The sequence below is a fragment of the Dongia sp. genome (assembly GCF_041909655.1).
In the GTDB taxonomy this organism is placed as follows: Bacteria; Pseudomonadota; Alphaproteobacteria; order Dongiales; family Dongiaceae; genus Dongia.
This window is the reverse complement of sequence record NZ_JAYRDA010000010.1, coordinates 78,406-101,054: the sequence shown is the minus strand read 5'-3', so window position 1 is coordinate 101,054 and position 22,649 is coordinate 78,406. Positions and strand designations below refer to the sequence as shown.

21 protein-coding genes are annotated in these 22,649 nt (G+C 63.5%); 1 reads left to right on the top strand and 20 read right to left on the bottom strand.

Annotated elements, in window-relative coordinates; all coding sequences use genetic code 11:
* The 4 genes from ACE3PR_RS18265 to rpsL all read right to left on the bottom strand — a co-directional run.
* A partial coding sequence (locus ACE3PR_RS18265) for a GTP-binding protein (protein ID WP_296516918.1) occupies positions 1-124 on the bottom strand: 124 nt, incomplete at its 3' end.
* Between the two features lie 44 nt (positions 125-168).
* Positions 169-2,244 (bottom strand): elongation factor G, encoded by a 2,076-nt coding sequence (gene fusA / locus ACE3PR_RS18260; protein ID WP_374374918.1) that lies wholly within the window; start codon positions 2,242-2,244, stop codon positions 169-171.
* A 20-nt stretch (positions 2,245-2,264) separates the two neighbouring features.
* Positions 2,265-2,735 (bottom strand): 30S ribosomal protein S7, encoded by a 471-nt coding sequence (gene rpsG / locus ACE3PR_RS18255; RefSeq protein WP_374374915.1) that lies wholly within the window; start codon positions 2,733-2,735, stop codon positions 2,265-2,267.
* Positions 2,736-2,747: 12 nt separating this feature from the next.
* Positions 2,748-3,119, bottom strand: coding sequence for a 30S ribosomal protein S12 (gene rpsL / locus ACE3PR_RS18250; protein WP_374374913.1), 372 nt, complete (start codon positions 3,117-3,119; stop codon positions 2,748-2,750).
* Positions 3,120-3,677: 558 nt separating this feature from the next.
* Between rpsL and ACE3PR_RS18245 the strand changes: the two genes are divergently transcribed.
* Positions 3,678-5,357, top strand: coding sequence for an SUMF1/EgtB/PvdO family nonheme iron enzyme (locus ACE3PR_RS18245; RefSeq protein WP_374374910.1), 1,680 nt, complete (start codon positions 3,678-3,680; stop codon positions 5,355-5,357).
* Here the strand turns inward: ACE3PR_RS18245 and ACE3PR_RS18240 are convergent.
* The 16 genes from ACE3PR_RS18240 to rpoZ form a co-directional block, all read right to left on the bottom strand.
* Entirely contained in the window at positions 5,354-6,733 is a 1,380-nt protein-coding gene (locus ACE3PR_RS18240; protein WP_374374908.1) for a hypothetical protein, read from the bottom strand. The genes ACE3PR_RS18245 and ACE3PR_RS18240 overlap by 4 nt on opposite strands.
* Positions 6,727-7,518: a putative DNA-binding domain-containing protein gene (locus ACE3PR_RS18235; protein WP_374374905.1), complete on the bottom strand. Its 792-nt coding sequence runs from the start codon at positions 7,516-7,518 to the stop codon at positions 6,727-6,729. The genes ACE3PR_RS18240 and ACE3PR_RS18235 overlap by 7 nt, the downstream gene beginning before the upstream one ends.
* Positions 7,515-8,348 (bottom strand): DUF692 domain-containing protein, encoded by an 834-nt coding sequence (locus ACE3PR_RS18230; RefSeq protein ID WP_374374902.1) that lies wholly within the window; start codon positions 8,346-8,348, stop codon positions 7,515-7,517. Before ACE3PR_RS18230 ends, ACE3PR_RS18235 begins: the two co-directional genes overlap by 4 nt.
* Before the next feature lie 67 nt (positions 8,349-8,415).
* Complete coding sequence (locus ACE3PR_RS18225; protein ID WP_374374900.1) at positions 8,416-8,682, bottom strand: hypothetical protein; 267 nt, start codon at positions 8,680-8,682, stop codon at positions 8,416-8,418.
* A 173-nt stretch (positions 8,683-8,855) separates the two neighbouring features.
* Positions 8,856-9,164 (bottom strand): hypothetical protein, encoded by a 309-nt coding sequence (locus ACE3PR_RS18220; protein ID WP_374374898.1) that lies wholly within the window; start codon positions 9,162-9,164, stop codon positions 8,856-8,858.
* A 1-nt stretch (position 9,165) separates the two neighbouring features.
* Entirely contained in the window at positions 9,166-11,472 is a 2,307-nt protein-coding gene (locus ACE3PR_RS18215) for an FdhF/YdeP family oxidoreductase (protein ID WP_374374896.1), read from the bottom strand.
* A gap of 312 nt (positions 11,473-11,784) precedes the next feature.
* Entirely contained in the window at positions 11,785-14,031 is a 2,247-nt protein-coding gene (gene parC / locus ACE3PR_RS18210) for a DNA topoisomerase IV subunit A (RefSeq protein WP_374374893.1), read from the bottom strand.
* Between the two features lie 109 nt (positions 14,032-14,140).
* Complete coding sequence (locus ACE3PR_RS18205) at positions 14,141-14,668, bottom strand: N-acetyltransferase family protein (RefSeq protein WP_374374891.1); 528 nt, start codon at positions 14,666-14,668, stop codon at positions 14,141-14,143.
* Positions 14,669-14,822: 154 nt separating this feature from the next.
* On the bottom strand, positions 14,823-16,064 hold the full coding sequence (locus tag ACE3PR_RS18200) for an NAD(P)/FAD-dependent oxidoreductase (protein ID WP_374374889.1): 1,242 nt from the start codon (positions 16,062-16,064) through the stop codon (positions 14,823-14,825).
* 65 nt (positions 16,065-16,129) lie between these two features.
* On the bottom strand, positions 16,130-16,861 hold the full coding sequence (gene recO / locus ACE3PR_RS18195; RefSeq protein ID WP_374374887.1) for a DNA repair protein RecO: 732 nt from the start codon (positions 16,859-16,861) through the stop codon (positions 16,130-16,132).
* A 14-nt stretch (positions 16,862-16,875) separates the two neighbouring features.
* Positions 16,876-17,790, bottom strand: coding sequence for a GTPase Era (era, locus tag ACE3PR_RS18190; RefSeq protein WP_374374885.1), 915 nt, complete (start codon positions 17,788-17,790; stop codon positions 16,876-16,878).
* A gap of 55 nt (positions 17,791-17,845) precedes the next feature.
* Positions 17,846-18,610 carry a ribonuclease III gene (gene rnc, locus ACE3PR_RS18185; RefSeq protein WP_374374883.1) on the bottom strand — a complete coding sequence of 255 codons (765 nt, stop codon included), beginning with the start codon at positions 18,608-18,610 and terminating at the stop codon, positions 17,846-17,848.
* Between the two features lie 3 nt (positions 18,611-18,613).
* Complete coding sequence (gene lepB, locus ACE3PR_RS18180; RefSeq protein WP_374374880.1) at positions 18,614-19,417, bottom strand: signal peptidase I; 804 nt, start codon at positions 19,415-19,417, stop codon at positions 18,614-18,616.
* 155 nt (positions 19,418-19,572) lie between these two features.
* Entirely contained in the window at positions 19,573-19,983 is a 411-nt protein-coding gene (gene acpS / locus ACE3PR_RS18175; RefSeq protein WP_374374878.1) for a holo-ACP synthase, read from the bottom strand.
* Positions 19,984-19,993: 10 nt separating this feature from the next.
* Complete coding sequence (locus ACE3PR_RS18170; RefSeq protein WP_374374876.1) at positions 19,994-22,132, bottom strand: bifunctional (p)ppGpp synthetase/guanosine-3',5'-bis(diphosphate) 3'-pyrophosphohydrolase; 2,139 nt, start codon at positions 22,130-22,132, stop codon at positions 19,994-19,996.
* Between the two features lie 84 nt (positions 22,133-22,216).
* Positions 22,217-22,606, bottom strand: a complete 390-nt coding sequence (gene rpoZ / locus ACE3PR_RS18165; protein WP_374374873.1) for a DNA-directed RNA polymerase subunit omega — start codon at positions 22,604-22,606, stop codon at positions 22,217-22,219.
* Between the last annotated feature and the right edge of the window lie 43 nt (positions 22,607-22,649).

Sequence of the window (22,649 nt, the reverse complement as noted above, 5' to 3'; positions counted from 1 at the left end):
CACCGCCCGTTTCCGCCAGAACCTTCGTGATCGCCGCCGTCAGCGACGTCTTGCCGTGGTCAACGTGGCCAATCGTGCCAATGTTGCAGTGCGGCTTGTTACGCTCGAATTTAGCCTTCGCCATCGTCTTACTCCGTCAGTTCGCTGGTTCCGATCAGGTCTGGTTTCTTAGGCCATCTTGGCGCGGACTTCGTCCGCAACCGCCTGTGGGACCTGCTCATAGTGGTCGAAAGTCATGGTGTATTGGGCACGGCCCTGGCTCATCGAGCGCAGGGTATTGACGTAGCCGAACATGTTGGCGAGCGGCACCATCGCCGTGATCACACGGGCGTTGCCACGGCTGTCCATGCCCTGAACCTGGCCACGGCGGGAATTGAGATCGCCGATCACGTCGCCCATGTAGTCTTCCGGCGTCACCACCTCGACCTTCATCATCGGTTCGAGGAGCTTCGGGCCGGCCTTGGGAATGCCTTCGCGGAAACAGGCGCGCGAGGCGATGTCGAAGGTGAGCACGTTCGAGTCAACGTCGTGATAGGCGCCGTCGATCAGGGTCGCCTTGAAGTCGATGAGCGGGAAGCCGGCGATGACACCGGTTTCCTTGGCCAGCTTCAGGCCCTTTTCGACGCCCGGCACGTATTCACGCGGCACCGAACCACCGACGATGGCGTTCTCGAAGACGAAGCCCGAACCCGGCTCCAACGGCTCGAAGCGGATCTTGACGCGGGCGAACTGGCCCGAGCCGCCGGTCTGCTTCTTGTGGGTGTAATCGTGCTCGATCTTCTTGGTGATGCTTTCGCGATACGCCACCTGCGGCGCACCCACGTTGGCTTCGACCTTGAATTCGCGCTTCATGCGATCGACGAGAATTTCGAGATGGAGTTCGCCCATCCCCTTGATGATCGTCTGGCCGCTTTCCGGATCGGAATTGACGCGGAAGCTGGGATCTTCCTGCGCGAGGCGGTTGAGCGCCACGCCCATCTTTTCCTGGTCGGCCTTGGATTTCGGTTCGACCGCCACTTCGATGACCGGCTCCGGGAATTCCATGCGCTCGAGAATGATCGGGTGCGCGGGATCGCAGAGCGTGTCGCCGGTGGTGGTGTTCTTCAGGCCGCAGATGGCGACGATGTCGCCGGCGCGGGCTTCCTTGATGTCTTCGCGGCTATTGGCATGCATCAAGAGCATGCGGCCGACGCGCTCTTTCTCTTCCTTCACGGTGTTCATCACGGAGGTGGCCGTGTTGAGCACGCCGGAATAGACGCGCACGAAGGTGATCGAGCCCACAAAGGGATCGGTCATGATCTTGAAAGCGAGGCCCGAGAACGGCTCGTCATCCGAGCTCTTGCGGGTCAGTTCCTCATCGCCATCGACGGCAACGCCCTTCATGTCCGGCACGTCCAAGGGCGACGGCAGGAAATCGACCACGGCGTCCAGCATCGGCTGCACGCCCTTGTTCTTGAAGGCCGAGCCGCACAGGACCGGCACGAAGGTGCTGGCGATGGTGCCCTTGCGGATGAGCTTCTTCAGCGTATCGACGTCGGGCTGCTTGCCTTCGAGATAGGCTTCCATGACGCTGTCATCGAGCTCGACGCACATCTCGACCAGGCGGGCGTGATATTCCTCGGCCTTGTCCTTCATGTCCGCGGGAATGTCGGTGACGACGAATTCCGCGCCCAGGGTCTCTTCCTTCCAGATCACCGCCTTCATGGCGACGAGGTCGACGAGACCGACGAACTCGCTCTCGGAACCGATCGGGAGGTGGATCACCAGCGGCTTGGCACCGAGGCGATCAACGATCATGTCGACGCAGCGATAGAAATCGGCGCCGATGCGATCCATCTTGTTGACGAAGCAGATACGCGGCACGCCGTACTTGTCGGCCTGGCGCCAGACGGTCTCGGATTGCGGCTCGACGCCGGCAACCGAGTCGAACACGGTCACGGCACCGTCGAGCACGCGAAGCGAACGCTCGACTTCGATGGTGAAGTCGACGTGGCCCGGGGTGTCGATGATGTTGACGCGATGGTCACGCCAGAAGCAGGTGGTGGCAGCCGACGTGATCGTGATGCCGCGTTCCTGCTCCTGCTCCATCCAGTCCATCGTCGCCGTGCCTTCATGCACTTCGCCGATCTTATAGGACTTGCCCGTGTAATAGAGGATGCGCTCGGTCGTGGTGGTCTTGCCGGCATCGATGTGGGCCATGATGCCGATATTGCGGTATCGCTCGAGCGGTGTGGTGCGCGCCATGATCTAGTTCCTTCCCACCCTTACCAGCGATAATGCGAGAAGGCCTTGTTGGCCTCCGCCATGCGGTGGGTGTCTTCACGCTTCTTGACCGAATTGCCGCGGTTGTTGGCGGCATCCAGCAGCTCGGCTGCCAGGCGGTCGGTCATGGTCTGCTCGGAACGGCCACGCGCGGTGGTGATGATCCAGCGGATGGCCAGCGCCTGGGCGCGGTCCGGACGGACTTCGACCGGGACCTGATAGGTGGCACCGCCGACACGACGCGAGCGCACTTCGAGGTGCGGCTTCACGTTGGTGAGGGCTTCGTGGAACAACTTCACCGGATCCGACTTGGCTTTCTTCTCGACCGTGGCGAGGGCACCGTAAACGATGCCTTCGGCGGTCGACTTCTTGCCGGCATACATGAGGCTGTTCATGAACTTGGTGAGCACGATGTCACCGAACTTGGCATCCGGCAGAACTTCGCGCTTTTCAGCTGCGTGACGACGCGACATCTCGTGATCTCCTTACTTCGGCCGCTTGGCGCCGTATTTCGAACGACGCTGCTTGCGATCCTTCACGCCCTGGGTATCGAGCGTGCCGCGGATGATGTGATAACGAACACCGGGCAAATCCTTGACGCGGCCACCGCGGATCATGACGACCGAGTGTTCCTGCAGGTTGTGGCCTTCGCCGGGAATATACGAGGTAACTTCGAAACCGTTGGTGAGCCGCACGCGCGCGACCTTACGCAGCGCAGAGTTCGGCTTCTTCGGCGTCGTCGTGTAGACGCGGGTGCACACGCCACGCTTCTGCGGGCTCGCTTCAAGCGCCGGCACCTTGTTGCGGGCCTTCAAGGGCTCGCGGCCACCGCGGATCAGCTGGTTAATCGTCGGCATTCTTCTTCCTCACCTCGTCGCGCGTCCGGGCCGAGCCCATTGGCGCAGATTTGCCACTTGCAACGTTTGCCGTAAGCAAAAGCGACCTCATCGCAGCCCTTGTCGCTTTCGCAACTCGGCTCGATGCGGTCACTAAAAAAACGCCAGATTGCTCATGCCCTTGGGCAGAGGAGCCATATGTCGCTTTGCTGCTTAAGTCGGGACAGCGTCTAGACTGAAGGGCGCTTCCGCGCCGGGTCATCTACCACCAGCCCCCTTAAAGGCGGGCGGAATATATTGATTCGAATACCCCCGGTCAAGCAGAAGAATCCGGGGTGAAATCGGTCTTTTTCAAAGACTTAACGCCGCTCACGCGCAAGGTGCATGGCTACCATACGATGGGTTCCCCAGAGGCGCCACCCACCAATTCTTGAGCGGAGAGACCGTTCCGGGCGGATTGGGTAGCCTTTATGGCAATTTTATTGCGCGCCCTTGGCGGAGCCCAACGGAGTCGTCCGGCTTGCCACCCGGCCGATCACGGGCCTAGCCTCACCCCCGGGGCGGTTCGGGAGACAATATATGCATATGCGCCTGGTCTCGTTTCTGATGCTGCTATGCGGGATCGCGGTGGCCATGACCCAGGCGGCTCGGGCCGAACCGCGCGTCGCCCTCATCATCGGGAACGGAGATTATGGGGCCGAGCTGGGTCGCCTCCCCAACCCGGCGGCCGATGCCGAGCTGATGGCAAAGACCCTGGCCAGCGTGGGCTTTTCCGTCGTCACCCTCAAGGATGCCGATCTTAAAGCCATGAAGCGGGCGATCTCGGATTTCGGCCAGCGCCTGGTGGCGGCCGGGCCCGAGGCCACGGGACTCTTTTATTATGCCGGCCACGGGGTGCAGATCGGCGGGGTCAATTACCTGCTGCCGCTGGAGGCCGCCATCGCCTCGGAAGCCGATGCCGAGATGGAGGCGGTCAATGCCGATTGGGTGCTGAAGCAGATGGAATTCGCCGGCAACCGGGTCAACATCGTGGTGCTGGATGCCTGCCGCAACAATCCGCTCGCGCGCGGCCTCAGGAGCGTCACCCAGGGCCTGGCGCGGATGGATGCGCCCACCGGCAGCTTCATCGCCTATGCAACGGCACCGGGCGACGTGGCGCGCGACGGGAGCGGCGGCAACTCGCCCTATTCCCGGGCGCTGGCCGAGGCGATCGCCGGGCCTAAAGTGCCGATCGAGGAAATGTTCCGCAACGTGCGGGTGGCGGTGATGGCCGCCACGGATGCGCAGCAGGTGCCCTGGGATTCCTCCTCGCTGACCGGCGCCTTCTATTTCCGCGGCGAGAATGAGCAGGTGGCCGCCCTGCCGGAACCCACCCAACCAGCGGAGCCGGAATCGAGCGCACGCGGCAGGGACAGAATCGTGCCGCAGCCCGGCGAGATCTTCCGCGACTGCCCGGATTGTCCGGAGATGGTGGCGATCCCCGCCGGCGATTTCACGATGGGCTCGCCCGGCGATGACGAGGTGCGGCATGATGACGAAGGACCGCCGCATCACGTCACCATCCCCGCCCCCTTCGCCCTCGCCACCCGCGAAGTGACGCGCGATCAATTCGCGGCCTTCGTCAAGGCAACGGCGCGGCCGGTCAAGGATTGCTGGTTCGCCGATGGCGGCGATGGCCGCATGGCGCCCGAGGGCGATTATCTCGAGGCCGGCTTTTCACAAACGGGCGATCATCCGGCGGTCTGCGTCAGTTGGGAAGACGCGGTCGCTTACGCCGCCTGGCTCAGCGACCTTACCGGAATCGATTATGGCCTGCCGACCGAGGCCGAATGGGAATATGCGGCGCGCGCCGGCAAGATCACCACCTGGCCCTGGGGCCAGGACAATCCCAATGGCGGTTGCTCATTTGCCAACGGGCTGGATGTCACCGGCGACAAGGAGAATCCCGGGAATGGTGCGAGCGCCTGCGAGGATGGCTTTGCGTTCACGGCGCCGGTGGGCAGCTTCGCCCCCAACCGCTTCAAGCTTCACGACATGCTGGGCAATGTCTGGGAATGGGTGATTGATTGTTACGAGCCCAGCTATGAAGGGACTCCCAGTGACGGCAGCGCGCGCGTGACCGAGACCTGCGAGAACCGCGTCGCGCGGGGTGGATCCTGGCTGGAAAATCCCTGGGACATGCGTCTGGCGCGCCGATATGCCGTGCCGGCGGATGGACGCGAGAACATCATCGGCTTCAGGCTCGCGCGGGATCTTTAGGGAGTAGCGCGATACGCGCCGATCGGCGCCCAGTGACGGCCGGCGCCGCCCCAGACGATCGCCCGCCGCGCATCCGCCAAAGGTGCGGCGTCATCGAAGACGATGCCGCCGCTGTCGGTTTTCCGGATGCCGAGATCGCGCCAGAGCGCATCGAGATCGAGTTGCGCGCCGTGATGGAGATAGCGCGCGGCAAGCCCGCTCAGGACACCGGCATCGCCCTCTTCCCGGTCGCAGGCGGCAAGGACGGCCTCGGTCGACCACCGGATGGCGATGTTGCCGCCCTGGCGCAGGATCGCGCGCAGGCAATCCTCGATTCCGCGGCGCCCATCGCTTTGCCGGCGCAGCTCGATATCCGCCAGGAGCAGGAACAGCGCACCACCCCAATAGGGCCGGCGCGCCTGGGCAAGACCCGGCGGCGCGAGATCGATCACCCCCCGCGGCATCCAGTCGATCCATTCCAGCCAGACCGCTTCCTCGGTCTTCCAGCCGGCGCGGGCACGGATGATCGGTTCGAAATAGGTGGCGATCCCCTCGTTGAACCAGATGCCGGTATCGCGCACCAGAGGCGAGCCGAGATGCAGGAATTCGTGCACCAACACCCATTCCTCGTAGAGATCCGGCAGCCGCGCCCGCTCGCCGATGCGCAACAGGATGGTGGCGCCACCCGCCGCCATCACCCGGCCGCCTGACAGACCGCCGGACCCGGCTTCGGGCATCAGCACCAGCAAGGTGGGATCGACCGGCGCCATGCCCCAGAAGCGCGCATTGCTGGCGGCGACATCGCCGATCCAGCGGCCGAGGTCATCCGGGGAGAGTTCAAGATGGGCATCAAGCTGCACGACTGAAAGATCCGGCATGGCATCGACGCCGATCCTGCGGAACTTGCCGAAGACCCATTCGCCCGCATCCCAAAGCCGGCCGGCGGAAAGATGATAGGCCCCGTCGATCCCCCGCGGCAGGGAGAGAGCCGCATCGCCGCCGGTGATGGTGAAAGCCAGATCGACATCGCCGTCGCGCGGGGCCGGGATGATCGCCGACGGCGTCACCAGAAGGGAACCACCGATGCGCAGCGCGCCGTCGCGCGATTGGCTGGCAGCGGCGAAACCGGAGAGATCAAGGCGGAAGGCGGCCTGGCCGGCCGGCGCGGCAATGCGCTCAATGTAGGAGGTTGCGGCATCGTCGCGCGGCGAGAGGGTGTCCAGCAGGGATGGGTCCGAACAGCGCACGATCATGTCGAGACGCGATGCTTCGGCATCCGCCACGCCGATATCGTAGGCGCAGGTGGATTCGGCGGCCGACGCGCCGGGTAATAACGCCGGCAGCAAGGCGCAGCAGAAAGCGATCAGGCGGAAATCAGCGCGACAGGGCGTCAGCACGACAGGGCGGCATCGTGTTCCAGCCCGACCACGAGACCGCGTTCCACCCAATCCTTGATGAATTCCGCTGCGCGGGCGGGCGTTTCCGCGGGGGCATTCGTCATCAGCCAATCGCACATGTCGCCGAACGTGCCGCCTTTGCCCATCAAGGCGAGGCAGGCTGCTTCTTCCGGCGTGGCGTCGCGGAACTGAATCTCTTCGCCCTGGCGCCAGACCAGCCATGTGGTGCGCCGGTCCGATGAGACCGCATCGTGAGCCGCGTCCCGCAGCAAGGCACGCCGCGCATCGCCGATCGCCGCATCACCGGCAAAGATGCTGAGCGAATCCGCAAAGACGAAACGAAAGCTTTCCCAGGCTTGCGGCGGCAGCGCGAATACATCCGCCATGCCGATCGGCGCCTGGTCGCGCGCATCGAAGGCCTGTGCCACGGCCCAGTCGAAATGCGCCATATCGGCCGCCAGCGGATGCAGACCGGTTTCGGCGCCGGAATCCAGATAGCGCGCGAGATACCGGCCCAGCCAGCGCAAGGAAGGATGGCGCGAGGGGTATTGCGCGAGATAGCGCCGGCCGAGCGCGGCGAAAGGCGCCTCGCCCAGCAGCGCGAGGAGACCGGGAAAATCGTTGCCAAGGGCCTCGATCAACCTCTGCCCATAGGCAAAGCGGTAGACGGCCAGCCGATCGTCGGCGGCAAGACCGACGGAACCCTCGACCGAGGCCAGGATGGATTCCGACCGGCCCAGCAGATAATCCTGAAAATTCCGCTGCAGGAGGGCGAGTTGTTTCACGCCACCGCCTCCAGCGACATTGCGGCAGCCGCGACCACGCGTGCCCGGTCGAGTTCGGCCACCAATTCGGCCAAAGGCGGGATATTGTCGTCGCGCTCGATCATGGTGGCGACTGGCCCCAGCCGCCCGATGGCATGCGCGTAGAGATCCCAGACCGCGTCGATCATCGGATGGTCATGGGTGTCGACGATATGCGTGCCGTTGTTCTGATGCCCGGCCAGATGGATCTGCCGGACGGCCGCGCGCGGCAGGGAATCGATGAAGAGCCGCGCATCGAAGCCGTGATTGAAGGCGTTGACATAGACGTTGTTCACGTCGAGCAGCAATTGGCAGCCGGTGCGGCGCGTGAGTTCGGCCAGGAATTCCCATTCCGGCAGCACCGATTGCGTGAAGGTTACGTAGCTTGAGGTATTTTCAAGAAGGATCGGGCGGCCGAGATAGTCCTGCACCTGATGCACTCGCGCCGCGACGTGATCCAGCGCCTCTTCCGTGAACGGGAGCGGCAGGAGGTCATGCATGTTGAGGCCGGCGATCCCGGTCCAGCAGAGATGATCCGATATCCATGCCGGCTGGACACGGGCGGCAAGGTTCTTGAGGTCATGGAGATAATCGGGGTCGAGGGGCGCGGTCGAACCGATGGAGAGCGAGACGCCGTGCATCACCATCGGATAGCGGGCGCGGATCCTGTCCAGATGCCGCAAGGGCGGTCCACCCGGCACCATGTAGTTTTCCGAGATGATCTCGAACCAATCGATGCCCGCCACGCCCGACATACTGGCCTCGATGGCGGAATAATGTGTCGGACGCAGACCAAGACCGAAGCCGAGCATGCAAGGCTGCTCCTTGTTCGCCGCGAAAGAGACGGCCGGCACCCTGTCCGATGCCGGCCGATCCAAATCAGCTGTCGAGCACCGTGCCGCCGGCGGTGGTGCAGGCTTCGGCGCTGCTCTGCTCGAGCCAGCCATGGCCCTTACATTCGTTGAGACCCTTGCATTCGTTGCTGGCCGTTTTGCAGGCGCTGGTACCCTTGCACGAATTGATGCCGGCACATTTCACCGCATCGGCCTGGGCCGGCTGGCTGGTCAGGCTGACAACGCCGCCCGCAAGCAGGGCCATCGCCGCCGCGGCCATGGTCGCGGAGGTCAGTTTGCGCATATGCGTCATGGGTAGCTCCCTTTGTCTGATTTCAATCGTTGAATTCGGTCGTCATGCGAAGCAGGCCGCCGACCGCGCCGGGCGGGGACGATTGCATCCGGCGCGCGATGGATCGGCGGCCTGCATAGGTCATTCGGCGGGGAAAGGGGCTTTGTTACGTCGGCCGGCGGGCCTGGCTGATTTTACGGGGCGGCGGGTGCCGGGGGGCTTTCCAGCAGATCGCGACCGGCCCGGGTCAGGGCATAGGACGTGCGCTGGGTACGGGGATCGCGCGTGCCGGTTTCGACCAGATCGAGCGCGGCGAGTTCGCTCACCGCGCGCAAGGCGAGGGCGTGGGGGATATCGAATTGTTGCGCAAAAGCGCGGCTGTCGCCGGCGATTCCCAGATGGAGCGCCGCCAGCAGGCCGGCGGCCAAAGCGGAGAGCGGCTGCGGCGCGGCTGCCTGAACGGCGGCGACCAGCGCCAGGTAGGATTCGGCCGTTTGCTCCACTTTACCGGCCGCCCAACCGGGAATGGACCGGGCGGAACCGCACCAGGATCGATTTCGAGGCCGGCGTATCGGATTGCTCGCCCGCCTGTCCCAGCGGCACCAGGACATTGAGTTCCGGGTAATAGCCGGCAACGCAGCCCTCAGGAATGTCATAGGGCACCAGGCGGAAATCGGCGGCGATGCGTTCCCGGCCATCGTCATGCACGCCGATCACATCGACGCGGTCGGCGATTTTGGCACCGATCTTCTCGAGATCGGTGGGATTCATGAAGACCACGCGGCGCTCGCCATAAATGCCGCGATAACGGTCGTTCATGCCGTAGATCGTGGTGTTGTACTGGTCATGGGAGCGGAAGGTCTGGAGGACGAAAATGCCGTCCCGGTCGCGCGCATCCTGGTGCTCGACGGTTTCGGGGAGGGCGCCGGCCCAGAAGGTGGCGCGCGCAGCCGGTGTCGCCCAGCGCCGCTCGGCTGCCGAATTGCCGAGATAGAAGCCGCGCGGGCGGCGGACCCGCGTATTGTAATCCTCGAAGCCGGGAATGACACGCGCGATGCGATCGCGGATGAGGTCGTAATCATCGGCCAGGGCCGCCCAATCGACCTTTGTCGAGCCGATGGTCGCGGCGGCGATCCCGGCGATGATGGCGATCTCGGATTTCAAATGCGGCGAGGCCGGTTCGTTGATGCCGCCGGAACCGTGCACCATGCTCATCGAATCCTCGACGGTCACGATTTGCGCGACACCTTTTGAATTTCGGTCGATTTCGGTGCGGCCGAGGCAAGGGAGAATGAAGGCAATCTCGCCCGGCAGCAGATGCGAATGGTTGAGCTTGGTGCCGATATGGACGGTGAGTTTCTGCGATTGCATCAGCTTTGCCACCAGATCGCTGTCCGGTGTCGCGCGGGCGAAATTGCCGCCGAGGCCGATAAAGGCCTGGGCTTCACCCGCCAGCATGGCGCCGATCGCCCCCAGCACGTTATGGCCGTTCTCGCGCGGCGGTTCGAACCCGAATTCGCGGGCGAGCGCATCGAGGAACGCGGCCGGCGGCTTCTCGTTGATGCCGACGGTGCGGTCACCCTGGACATTGCTGTGCCCGCGTACGGGGCAGAGCCCGGCACCCTTGCGGCCGACATGGCCGCGCAAGAACATGAAATTCGCGATCTCGCGGATGGTGGGGACGGAATGGCGGTGCTGCGTCACCCCCATCGCCCAGGTGCAGATGACGTTGCCGGCCGCGAGATAGATGTCCGCCGCGTGTTCGATCTCGGCGCGGGTGAGGCCGGATTGATCCTCGATCGCGGCCCAGGTCGTGGCATCGACCGCCGCCCGATAGGCGGTGAAATCGGCGGTGTGCTGGCTGAGGAAATCGTGATCGAGCAGTGACGGCCTGCCCGACGCCAGGGCAGCGTCATCGGCGGCAAAGACCGCCTTCGCCATGCCGCGAAAGGCCGCCATGTCGCCGCCCAGGCGCGGCTGCAGGTAATCGCTGGCGATGTCGGTCGACCCGGCGCGCAGCATCTGCAATTTGTCCTGGGGATCTGCGAAACGCTCAAGGCCGCGCTCGCGGATCGGGTTGAGGACGACGATACGGGCACCGCGCATTGCGGCTTTCCGAAGATCGCCCAGCATGCGCGGATGGTTGGTGCCGGGATTCTGCCCGACGACGAAGATCGCATCGGCATGCTCGAAATCTTCCAGCGTCACCGTGCCCTTGCCGATGCCGATCGCCTGGCGGAGCGCCACACCGCTTGCCTCATGGCACATGTTCGAGCAATCGGGGAAATTGTTGGTGCCATAGAGGCGGACGAAGAGCTGATAGAGGAAGGCGGCCTCGTTGCTGGCGCGGCCCGAGGTATAGAATTCGGCTCGGTTCGGATGATCGAGGCCCTTGAGCACATGACCGATCTCGGCAAAGGCTTCCTCCCAGGCGATGGGACGATAGCGGTCGCTCGGCGCGTCATAGCGCAGGGGATGGGTGAGACGGCCCAGATGTTCGAGGTCATGATCCGATTTGTGGCGCAATTCGCTGACGCTGTGGCGCGCGAAGAAATCCGGTGTCACGCGCTTCTCGGTCGCTTCCCAGGTCACGGCCTTGACACCGTTCTCGCAGAATTCAAAGGAGGAACCGTGTTCGGGATCGCCCCAGGCGCAGCCCGGACAATCGAAGCCGTCGGGCTGGTTGGCCTTCAGCATGGTCTTGGCGCCAGACAGGGGGGCACCGGCCGCCAGCAGATGCTTGCCGCAGCTTTTCAGCGCACCCCAGCCGCCGGCGGCGGCTGACTTCTTGCCGATGAAGGGCTTGTTCATGTGACGCCTGGCTCCTTGCCGCTCGAACACCCGACGGAAAGGCGCCACACGACATCGCCCGCGCGGCTTCACCGCACGTGACGCTGGTCTTGGCATTTCCATCCCGGAATGGCTGAGCTTCAGGAGAGGCGCGACATGGGTACTGCGATGCGCGCGAGCGGAGCTTGGCTTCTTCTTCTTGAGCGAAACTATAGCCTGCGCGAAAAATGATCCAAGTCAAAAACCGACAAAAGCGCACATGCCAGCGTCAACGTGACGAAGCATGTGCGCTTTCTTGATAAGCGGCTTTACTGGCGTGATCAGTAGGATTTATCAGCCGCTGAACTTGTTTGCCTTGGGGAAGCCCGCGGGCGGCAGGCGGCCGGCCTGGGCCCGCTCGCCGATCCAGTCCTTGAGATTGGCATGGGTTTCGGTGCGGGTCTTGTCGCCGAGGCGCCAGGTGAGGCCTTCCGATTTGGTGTAGACGCGTGCGTCGGAGAGGCCGCCATCCTTGTATTTTTGCAGCATGACGCCGCGGCCGCGGCTCATCTCCGGCACTTCCGACAATTTGAAGATGAGCAGTTTCCGGTTCTCGCCCATCACCGCCAGCATGTCGCCATCGGCGGGCACGCAGACATTGGCCTCCTCGCCATCGGGCACCGAGAGCACCTGCTTGCCGTTCTTGGTCTGGGCCACCACATCGTCCATGCCGACCACGAAGCCACGGCCGTCATGGCTGGCCACCAGCAATTTGGCGCCGGGCTTGTGGATCATCATGGCGACGATGTCATGCTCGTTGCCGAGATCGGCATAGAGCCTGACCGGCTCGCCATGGCCGCGCCCGCCCGGCAGCTTGTCGCAGGGGATCGTGTAGAACTTGCCGTTGGTGGCGAAGATCACCAATTTGTCCGTGGTCTCGGCCTGAAGCTGGAACTTGCCCCAATCGCCTTCCTTGAACTTGATCTCGGTGCCTTCTTCGACATGGCCCTTCATGGAACGGATCCAGCCCTTGGAGGAGCAGATCACAGTGATGGGCTCGCGCTCGATCATGGCATCCAGCGGGATGATGACGGCCGAGGGGGCATCGCCAAGCTCGGTGCGGCGCTTGCCCAAAGCGGTCTTCGGGCCGTAGCTTTTCTTCAGTTCCGTCACCTCGGCGCCGACCGAGGCCCATTGCTTCTCATCACTGGCGAGGAGCGATTGCAATTCCTTGCGCTCGGCGGACAGCTCCTTGTGCTCGCCCTTGATCTCCATTTCCTCAAGCTTGCGCAAGGCTTTCAAGCGCATGTTGAGGATGGCGTCGGTCTGGGTATCCGAGAGCTTCCACTTCTTCATCATGACGGCCTTGGGCTCGTCTTCGAAGCGGATGATGCGGATCACCTCGTCGATATTGAGATAGGCGATGAGGTAACCATCGAGGATCTCCAGGCGCCGCTCGATCTCGGACAGGCGGTTCTTCGAGCGCCGCTGCAACACGACGCGGCGGTGGTCGAGATAGGCCTGCAGCACTTCCGGCAGCCCCATGACGCGCGGCACCTGATCGGCGCCCAGCACGTTCATGTTGAGGCTGAAGCGGGTTTCGAGATCAGTGAGACGGAACATCTGTTCCATCAGATGCTCTGGGTCCACATTCCGCGATTTCGGTGTCAGCACCAGGCGGATGTCGGTGGTCGATTCATCGTTGATGTCGTCGAGGAAGGGCAGCTTCTTGTCGATCAGCAATTCCGCGATCTTCTCGATCAACCGCGATTTTGCGACCTGATAGGGAATTTCGGTGATGACGATCTGGAAGCCGCCGCCCTTCAATTCCTCGCGCACCCAGCGGGCGCGCACGCGGAACGAACCCCTGCCGGTGCGATAGGCCTCGATCATGGTCTCGCGGGTTTCGCACAGCACGCCGCCGGTCGGGAAATCCGGCCCCGGCAGCAGATTGACCAGCGTCTCGACCCGCGCATTGGGCGTCTTCAAGAGATGCGTGAGGCAATCGCAGATCTCGGCCACGTTATGGGGCGGGATGCTGGTCGCCATGCCGACCGCGATCCCCTGCGCGCCATTGGCCAGGAGATTGGGGAAGGCCGCCGGCAGGATCACCGGTTCCAGATTCTCGCCGTCATAGGAGGGACGGAAATCGACCGTGTCGTTGTCGAGATCCTGCAGCATGAGGGCGGCCGCCTCGGTCAGGCGCGCTTCGGTGTAGCGCATCGCCGCCGGGTTATCGCCGTCGATCGAGCCGAAATTCCCCTGGCCTTCCACCATCGGATAGCGGACGGCGAAATCTTGCGCCAAACGCACCATGGCGTCATAGATCGAGGAATCGCCATGGGGGTGGAATTTACCCATGACGTCGCCAACCACGCGGGCGGATTTCTTGAAACCCGAACCGGGATCGAGGCGCAATTGCCGCATCGAGAAAAGGATGCGGCGATGGACCGGCTTCAAGCCGTCGCGCACATCGGGGAGCGAACGCGCCATGATGGTGGAGAGCGCATAGGACAGATACCGTTCGCCCAGCGCCTCGGCGAGGTTGGTGAGCTTGATCTCGCCTTCGGGCGGGGGCGTCGGGGCGGCTTTTTTGGCCATTCGGATATTATTCTTTCCGCGAATCTGAATCGGGGCGCCATCCTAGGCAGCAAGACCGGCACGTCAAGCCCGCCGGACCTCTTTCGTTCGCAAGGACTTAGGGTCTATTTTAGGCGCCGAGCCGCAATTGCCGGTGCTGCTTGTCGTGGGATTGGCCGGAAACGCGCAAGGCGTCGCGCTCCAATCCATAGACCTCGAAGCCGAGCCGGTCATAGAGTTTTTCGGCAGCCGGGTTCGGCAAGGTGAGGCTGAGCTGGATCTGGGAGATGCCCAATGCGCTCGCCTGGGCGATGGCATCCTGGAGGAGCGCCGTGGCGATGCCGCGCCTTTGCCATTGCTGGGCGACCTGCAACCCCAGGATCTGGCCGATATGGCGGCGCTTCAGCCCGGCCTCGCTGCGGAAGCCGACGCTGCCGATGAGATTGCCGGAAATATCGAAGGCGCCGGTCCAGCGGTTGTGGGGCGATTCCTTCAACCGCCGCTCGGTCGAGGCCAAAGGCTTAGCCGCCTCCTCATCCGCATCGGCACGGAAGAGATGCGGATAGCGTTTGAGCGCGGTCAGGCGAAAGATGCGATAGGCGATCGCATCGGCCGTAGTGAGCACGCGGATGGAGAAGGCGGCGTCGATGTCGCTCATTGCCCCAGCCTATCCCTTCCGCTTCTCTTCCGTCATCCCCGGGCTTGACCCGGGGATCGGGGTCGACTGGGTGAGGCCCGTCACGTATCGGCTGATCCCCGGGTCAAGCCCGGGGATGACGATTCTTTATATGCCGATTCTTTATATATCGGTCCTAAAACCGATCAATCCGGAACGGCCTGAGATCCAGGCCCGGATCGCGGCCGGCGGCGAGGTCGGCGATGATGCGGCCGGTGACGGGGCCGAGGGTGAGGCCGATATGGCCGTGGCCGAAGGAGAAATAGGTGTTGCGGAAGCGGCCACCCTGGCTGATCACCGGCACCGAATCCGGCATTGAGGGACGGAATCCCATCCAGTCGCTGCGACCTTCTTCGTTGAGGTCGCCGAACATGCGGCGGCCATGGACCATCAGCTTTTCGGCGCGGGCGTAATTGGGCTCGGCTTCGAGGCCGCCCAATTCCACCGTGCCGGCAAAGCGCAGGCCGACCTCGAGCGGCGTGATGGCGAAGGAATGATCGCCGGAATAAAGCGGCATGCGCGGCATCTTGCCGGCCTTGGGCAGGGTCACGTGATAGCCGCGTTCGGTTTCCAGCGGCACGTTATGGCCGAGCAACTTCGCCAGCTTCTTCGACCAGGCACCGCAGGCCACCACCACGTCATCGCAGGCGATCTTGTCGCCGCCGGCACGCACATGGGTGGGGCCGGCGGGGCCGATCTCGAAACCCTGAACTTCCGATTTGAGAATACGACCGCCGGCACTGACGAAATGCGCGGCCAGGCGCTGAACCAGCGCGAAATTGTCGGTGACGTAGGCATTCTCGGGATAATAGACCGCGTGCTTATAGAGTGGCTGCAGGCTGGGCTCGAACTGGCGGATTTCTTCCTGCTTCAGAATCTGGAACTCGATACCGCGGCGCTTCTGCAAAGCGAGATCCCATTGATAGCTGGCGAATTTCTCGTCCTTCTCGAAGATGCCGAGCCAGCCGGTTTCCTTGATCATCAGCGATTGGCCGGCGAGGGACGCCAATTCCTTGTGCGCGGGCAAAGCCTGGGTGAGTGCGCTCCGGAGAGCGATCGAGATCTGCTCGACCTTCTTCTCGCCCGAGGCGGCGACGAAGCGCATCAGCCAGGGCGCGAGTTTGGGGAGATAGGACCAGCGGATGGCGAGCGGCCCCAGGGGATCCATCAGCATCTTCGGCACGTCCCAGAGGATGCCCGGCGTCGCCACAGGAATGCAGGATTCCGAGGCGATCACCGCGGCGTTCCCCTTGGAGGTGCCCTCACCGGGATCGACACGGTCCACCACCGTCACCTGATGGCCGTCCTTCTGCAGATAGAGGGCGGCGGAGATGCCGACGATGCCGGCGCCGATGACGACGAAGTGACGATTGCTCATGATGGTCCCGCGGTTGTGATGCGGGCGGGAGCATGGCGAAGGGGCCGGGTTAAATCAAGCCGCCCCTAGGTCGATCCAGCCACCCGCTCGACCAAACGGTCGCGGGCCTGGAGGCGCTTTTCGGCGCTGGGCGAGTCGAGAAGATGGGCGTGGAGGAAATGGCCGGTGAGACGCAGGCCTTGGACGATATCCGTCGGACCGGCCGGGGCGTCAAGGTTGCAGAGCACCGGCGGCAAGGGCAGCAGCCTTTCGGCATAGCGCCCGGCGCCCAAGGCCGTCACCGCACGGCCGGTCTTGGGCGAGACGAAGGCCAGTCCCTCCTTCACCCCGGTCACCGCGCAGGAAGAAAGATCGAGCCCGAAACCGAGATCGGCCAGCACCTGCAATTCCCAGCGGAGATAAAGGAGGCCCCAATCCACTTCGCCCGCGACCAGGGCGGTAATCAGCCCGCCAAAATCCTCGTAGATATCGGTATGCGGCTCGCGCTCGGGCAATGTCGCATCGATCACCGCCGCCGCGGCACCCAGCGCCGCGAGGCGATCGGGATCGTCCATCAGATGCGCGGCATGGGCCTTCAATACTTCGATCTGGAAATTGCCGAGCTGTTCGGAAAGACGCGCCCGCCACATCACCGCGATCGCATTGCCGATCTCGACACCGGGCCGCTGCCGGCGCGAGGCACCACCGCGCACCAGGCCCATATGCCGGCCATGATCGCGCGTCAGGCAGGAGAGGATGATATCCCCCTCGCCATGGCGCCGGGCCGAGAGAACGAAGGCTGTGTCGGTGAAGTCCACTTCACCCCCAGTATTCAGTGGTCGAAATCGAGGCCCATTTCGCGGTAGCGCTCGGGATCCTCGGCCCAGGAGGTGCGGACCTTGACGAAGAGGAAGAGGTGCACCGGGCGTTCCAGCATGTGCTGCAATTCGCGCTGCGCCGCCTCGCGGATCTGCTTGATCTTCTGACCGCCCTTGCCGATGACGATGGCCTTCTGGCCTTCCTTGGCGATGAAGACCACCTGGGTGATCTTGACCGAGCCGTCCTTGAACTCCTCCCATTCCTCGGTCTCGACGGTGAGCGAATAGGGGACTTCCTCGTGCAGATGGCGGAAGAGATGCTCGCGCGTCACCTCGGCGGCCAGGAAGCGCTGCGGCGCATCGGTGATGTGGTCTTCCGGATAGTGATGCGGACCTTCCGGCATGCGGCGGCCGAGTTCGCTCACCAGATCGGCGACACCGTCGCCGCTTTCGGCCGAGATCATGAAGGTGTCGCTGAAGAGCGGCTTGTCGCCATCACCTAATGCGTTGAGTTCCGCCGTCTTGGCGAGCAGCAAAGCGCGGTCCTTTACCAGGTCGATCTTGTTGAGGACCAGCACGGCCTGGCGGCGATGCTGCTTCAAACCCTCGATGATGCGCCTTGTGTCGTCATCGACGCCCTTGCGGCTGGCATCCACCATGAGAAGGACCTGATCGGCATCGCCCGCCCCGCTCCAGGCGGCGGCCACCATGGCCCGATCGAGGCGACGCTTGGGCGCGAAGATGCCGGGCGTGTCGACGAAGATCATCTGGATCTCGTCCTGCATGACGATGCCGAGCACACGGGCGCGGGTGGTCTGCACCTTGGGGCTGACGATCGAGACCTTCTGGCCGACGACGCGGTTGACCAGCGTCGACTTGCCCGCATTGGGGGCCCCCAGCACGGCGATGAAGCCGCAGCGTTGAGTCATGGAAGAATTCACTTTCTGTTGGCAGCACCGGGATCGCGAGGCGATCCGGCGTCATTCATGCCGATACGGCTTTATTCTGGCCCGCTTGCACGGCGGAAAGCAATTCCCGCGCGGCCGCCTGTTCGGCCGCCCGCTTCGAGCGGCCGGTGCCGCGGGCGGGATCGTGGCCGGTGACACTGGCTTCGACCTCGAAGACGGGATCGTGGGGCGGGCCTTCGCTGCGGATGACGGCGTAATGCGGCAGGCTGAGCCCGGCCGCCTGTGCCCATTCCTGGAGCGCCGTCTTGGCATCCTGCGGTGGCAGGGCTTCGGCCGACATCATCGGCTGCCAGTGGCGTTCGATGAAGTTGCGTGCCGGCGCGATGCCGCCATCGAGATAGAGCGCGCCGATGATTGCCTCGCAGGCATCGGCGAGGGTGGCCGGGTTGTCGCGCCCGCCGCTATCCTCCTCGCCGCGCGAGAGGGCGAGGAAGCGGCCGAGGCCAAGCCCCCCCGCCACCTGGGCGAGGCCTTCCTGCCGCACCAAAGCGGCAAGGCGCTTGGCCAGCGCCCCCTCATCCTCGGTCGGGAAGGCTGCGAACAACATTTCGGCGACGATCAGGCCGAGCACGCGATCACCCAGGAATTCCAGGCGTTGGTTATCGCCAAGCTTGGCGATCGATTTCGCCGCGGGCTTGCGCGACGCAGGGACCCGCTTGGCGCTTTTCGGCCGCGCCCGCCCGGTGGCGCTGGGATGGGTGATCGCCATCTCCAGCAATTCGGGCCGCGCGAAGTCATGGCCGATCAGGGCGGAGAGTTCGCTGAGGGTGGCGGCAGCCACCGCTCACTCCACCAGATTGCCGAGCCGCTGCCAGCGCAGTGCCGTCACCCAGGTCAGCGGATTGGTCAACTTGAATTCCTCGCCATAGGACCAGAACAGGATCTTGGCGGGGCCGATCAGGTTTTCGTAGGGCACGAAGCCCACGGTATCGAGATCCTTCGCTTCGGTAATCTCGCGGGTGGTATCGGACCAGACACCGCTGGCCAGCGCCCGGCTGTCGCGCGAACCGTCGCGGTTGTCGCCCATCATGAAGTAATGGCCTTGCGGCACCACATAGACGGGCGTGTTGTCGGAACTGGAGCCATCGCCCTGCTTTTCGATGATGCGATGGCTGACGCCGCCCGGCAGCGTTTCCAGATATTGGGGGAAGGTTCCGCCATAGACGCTGGTCGTATCGACGAAATCCTCGATCCGCTCGCGCTTCACCGCCTGGCCGTTGATATGGAGGAGGCCGTCCTTCACCTGGATGCGGTCGCCGGGCAGGCCGATGACGCGCTTGATGAAATCGGTCTGCGGCTCTCCCGGCGGACGGAAGACGACGACATCGCCACGCTCCGGCGTATCGCCCCAGATGCGCCCCTCGACCGGCACCAGGCCCCAGGGGAAGGAAAACCGGCTGTAGCCATAGGCGGTTTTGGAAACGAACAGATAATCGCCGACCAGCAAGGTGGGGATCATCGAGCCGGAAGGGATGCTGAAAGGTTCATAGGCGAAGGTTCGAATGCCGACGGCGATGATCGCCGCCCAAACGATGGTCTTCACGGTCTCAGCGATCTGGCTGGGCTCGGTCTCGGTCTTACGCGCCATGAGGGGAAATTGCGCCTTATCGGTCTGGAGTCGGAGGGGGCGGATATGTCGCCGGTCTTTGGCGGCGGATCAAGCCAGTGGGTATCCTTAAAGTCAAGGCCATAGGCCCGTCGCGCATCGCCGCAGCATGGTTATTTCCATGTTTTTCCATTCGGTTAGGCAGATACCGGCACCGGCACAGCCGAGATAATGACAATGGCCTGAGCCAGCGGAAAGTCGTCGGTGATGGTAAGGTCGATCTGCGCCACCATGCCGGGGGGCGTAATCGCCTGAAGGCGTTTGAGGGCGCCGCCGCTGAGCGCCAGCGTGGGCTTGCCGCTGGGGAGGTTCACCACCCCCATATCCTTCATGAAGACCTGGTCGCGAAAGCCGGTGCCCAAAGCCTTGGAACAGGCCTCCTTGGCGGCGAAGCGCTTGGCGTAAGACGCCGCCCTTTGCGCGCGGCGATCCGATTTTTTCTGCTCCACCTCGGTGAAGACCCGCTGGATGAAGCGGTCGCCGAAGCGCTCGATCGATTTCTCGATGCGGCGGATGTCGATGAGGTCGTTGCCGATGCCGAGGATCATGAAGCGGCACTCATCCCCGTGCCCGGTCGACCGAATTGACCGAGGGTGTGGCACGCAAGGCGGCGATGATGTTGGACAGGTGCTTCAAATCCGTCACCTCGACATCGACGATGATCTCGAAGAAATCGATCGAGCGGTTGACGATCTTCAGGTTCGAGATGTTGCCGCTGTTCTTGCCGATGACGGTGGTGAGCGAGCCGAGGCTGCCCGGCGTGTTGGTGATCACCACATCGAGGCGGCCGGTATGCTGCGCGGTGCCGTTGGCGTCCTGATCCCAGGCGACATCAAGCCAGCGTTCCGGCGTGTCGGCGAAGCTTTCCAGTGTCTCGCAATCGATGGTGTGGATGGTGACGCCCTTGCCGGTCGTGACGATGCCGACGATGCGGTCGCCGGGAAGCGGATGGCAGCAGCCGGCGAAATGCATCGCCATTCCCGGGATGAGGCCGCGGATCGGGATGGCATGACCGCCCTTCACCTTCTTGGCGCTGCGTCTTGCTGGCGCCTTGTCGGCGGGGGTGGCGTTCTTCTGGCCGGGGAAGACGGCGTTCACCACCTCGCGGGAGCCGATCAGCCCCTCGCCCACCTGGGTGATCAGGTCCTCGACCTCTTCCGCCTTGAACTTCTTCAGAACCCCGTCGATCGCCTTTTCGGTGAATTCATAGCCGGCATGGGCGAATTCCTTCTGCAGCATGGCGCGGCCGAGCTCGAGATATTGCGCGCGCTGCTGGGTGCGGATGAAGCGGCGGATACAGGCCCGCGCCTTCCCCGTAACGACGAAGCGTTCCCAGGCGGGTGATGGTGTCTGTGCCTTCGAATTGACGATCGCCACCTGATCGCCGTTCTGCAAAGCGGTACGCAGCGGCATGATGCGGCCGTTGATCTTGGCGCCGACACAGGTGTCGCCGATCTCGGAATGGACCGCATAGGCGAAATCGACCGGCGTCGCCCCGCGCGGGAGCGCGATGAGATCGCCCTTGGGCGTGAAGCAGAAGACCTGGTCCTGGAACATCTCGAGCTTGGTATGCTCGAGGAATTCCTCCGGCCCCGAAGCGTGCTCGAGGATGTCGAGCAGCTCGCGCAGCCAGCGATATTGCCGCCCGTCGATCTTGGTCGCACCCTGCTTGTAGCCCCAATGGGCCGCCACACCCATTTCCGCGATCTCGTGCATGGAATCGGTGCGGATCTGCACCTCGATGCGCATGCGCTGCGGACCGATGATGCCGGTATGGAGCGACTGGTATTTGTTGGGCTTGGGCGTCGAGATGTAATCCTTGAAGCGCCCCGGGATCATCGAATACTTGCCATGAATGGCGCCCAGTGCCTGATAGCAGAGGCCGAGATCGGCGACGATGACGCGGAACGCCATGATGTCGGCCAGCTGCTCGAACTCCATGCGCTTCTTCTGCATCTTGCGCCAGATCGAGAAGGGCGTCTTCTCGCGCCCGGAGACCTCGGCCACGATGTCGGCGTCCTTCAGCGTCTTTTCGAGCTCGGCGATGATCTTGGCGTTGAGATCCGCACCCTGCTCGCGCAGGAAGGAAAGGCGCTGGATGATCGATTGATAGGCATCCGGGTTGAGCTCGGCAAAAGCCAGATTCTCAAGCTCGTCCTTCAATTGATGCATGCCCATGCGCTCGGCCAGGGGCGCATAGATTTCCATGGTCTCGGCGGCGATGCGGCGACGCTTGTCGGCATTCTTGATGAAATGCAGCGTCTGCATGTTGTGGAGACGATCGGCGAGCTTCACAAGCAGCACGCGAATGTCGTTCGACATCGCCAGCACCAGCTTGCGGAAGTTTTCCGCGTGCTTGGTGTGATCGGATTGCAGTTCGAGGCGCGAGAGCTTGGTGACACCGTCGACCAGCTGCGCGATCTCGCCGCCGAACATGTCCTGCAGCTGATCGAGCGTCGCCTCGGTATCCTCGACCGTGTCGTGGAGGAGGCCGGTGGCGATCGAAGCGGAATCGAGCTTCAACCGCGTCAGAATTTCGGCGACACCGAGGGGATGCGAGAAATAGGGATCGCCCGAGGCGCGCGCCTGGGAGCCATGGGCCTTCATCGAAAAAACATAGGCGCGGTTGAGGAGGTCCTCATCCGCGCCTGGATCGTAAGACTTCACCCGCTCGACCAGTTCGAATTGCCGGATCATGCGGTCCTCAATGCGCCTTTCTGTGCGACCGGGTGAAAGCCAATCCTTTCCGTCTTAAACAGGAACGACCGAAACGAGAACCGGTCAGTTGCCGTCATCGGTCTCCGTGGCATCCTCGAACTCACCGTCGATGGCCATGTCGGCCTCTTCGGCTTCGTCGTCGGAAATCTGCGCCTGCTGCATTTCAGCCAAAAGGTCGCCGGCGCCGGTACCGAAGCCCGTGCCCTCTTCCTCCGGTTCGTCATTCTCGACATGGCGCTGCAGGCCGGTCACGACGCTGTCCTGCAGAGCCGCCAGCGAAACCGTGTCGTCAGCGATCTCGCGCAGCGCCACGACCGGGTTCTTGTCGTTGTCACGGTCCAGGGTCAGCAGAGCACCGGCGGAAATCTCCCGCGCCCGCTGGGACGCCAGCAGGACCAGCTCGAACCGATTGGGGACCTTGGTGACACAATCTTCAACTGTTACGCGCGCCATCTTCGATACACTCCAGGAATTCGCCTAATGGATTGAACCTACT

Bases quoted from the DNA above. Each gene is read 5' to 3' on its own strand.
- rpoZ (WP_374374873.1), bottom strand. From the start codon at position 22,606: ATGGCGCGCGTAACAGTTGAAGATTGTGTCACCAAGGTCCCCAATCGG.
- ACE3PR_RS18230 (WP_374374902.1), bottom strand. From the start codon at position 8,348: ATGCTCGGCTTCGGTCTTGGTCTGCGTCCGACACATTATTCCGCCATC.
- lepB (WP_374374880.1), bottom strand. From the start codon at position 19,417: ATGGCGCGTAAGACCGAGACCGAGCCCAGCCAGATCGCTGAGACCGTG.
- ACE3PR_RS18245 (WP_374374910.1), top strand. From the start codon at position 3,678: ATGCATATGCGCCTGGTCTCGTTTCTGATGCTGCTATGCGGGATCGCG.
- ACE3PR_RS18225 (WP_374374900.1), bottom strand. From the start codon at position 8,682: ATGACGCATATGCGCAAACTGACCTCCGCGACCATGGCCGCGGCGGCG.
- acpS (WP_374374878.1), bottom strand. From the start codon at position 19,983: ATGATCCTCGGCATCGGCAACGACCTCATCGACATCCGCCGCATCGAG.
- parC (WP_374374893.1), bottom strand. From the start codon at position 14,031: ATGGCCAAAAAAGCCGCCCCGACGCCCCCGCCCGAAGGCGAGATCAAG.
- ACE3PR_RS18170 (WP_374374876.1), bottom strand. From the start codon at position 22,132: ATGATCCGGCAATTCGAACTGGTCGAGCGGGTGAAGTCTTACGATCCA.
- rpsG (WP_374374915.1), bottom strand. From the start codon at position 2,735: ATGTCGCGTCGTCACGCAGCTGAAAAGCGCGAAGTTCTGCCGGATGCC.
- ACE3PR_RS18215 (WP_374374896.1), bottom strand. From the start codon at position 11,472: ATGAACAAGCCCTTCATCGGCAAGAAGTCAGCCGCCGCCGGCGGCTGG.
- rpsL (WP_374374913.1), bottom strand. From the start codon at position 3,119: ATGCCGACGATTAACCAGCTGATCCGCGGTGGCCGCGAGCCCTTGAAG.
- ACE3PR_RS18200 (WP_374374889.1), bottom strand. From the start codon at position 16,064: ATGAGCAATCGTCACTTCGTCGTCATCGGCGCCGGCATCGTCGGCATC.
- ACE3PR_RS18205 (WP_374374891.1), bottom strand. From the start codon at position 14,668: ATGAGCGACATCGACGCCGCCTTCTCCATCCGCGTGCTCACTACGGCC.
- era (WP_374374885.1), bottom strand. From the start codon at position 17,790: ATGACTCAACGCTGCGGCTTCATCGCCGTGCTGGGGGCCCCCAATGCG.
- fusA (WP_374374918.1), bottom strand. From the start codon at position 2,244: ATGGCGCGCACCACACCGCTCGAGCGATACCGCAATATCGGCATCATG.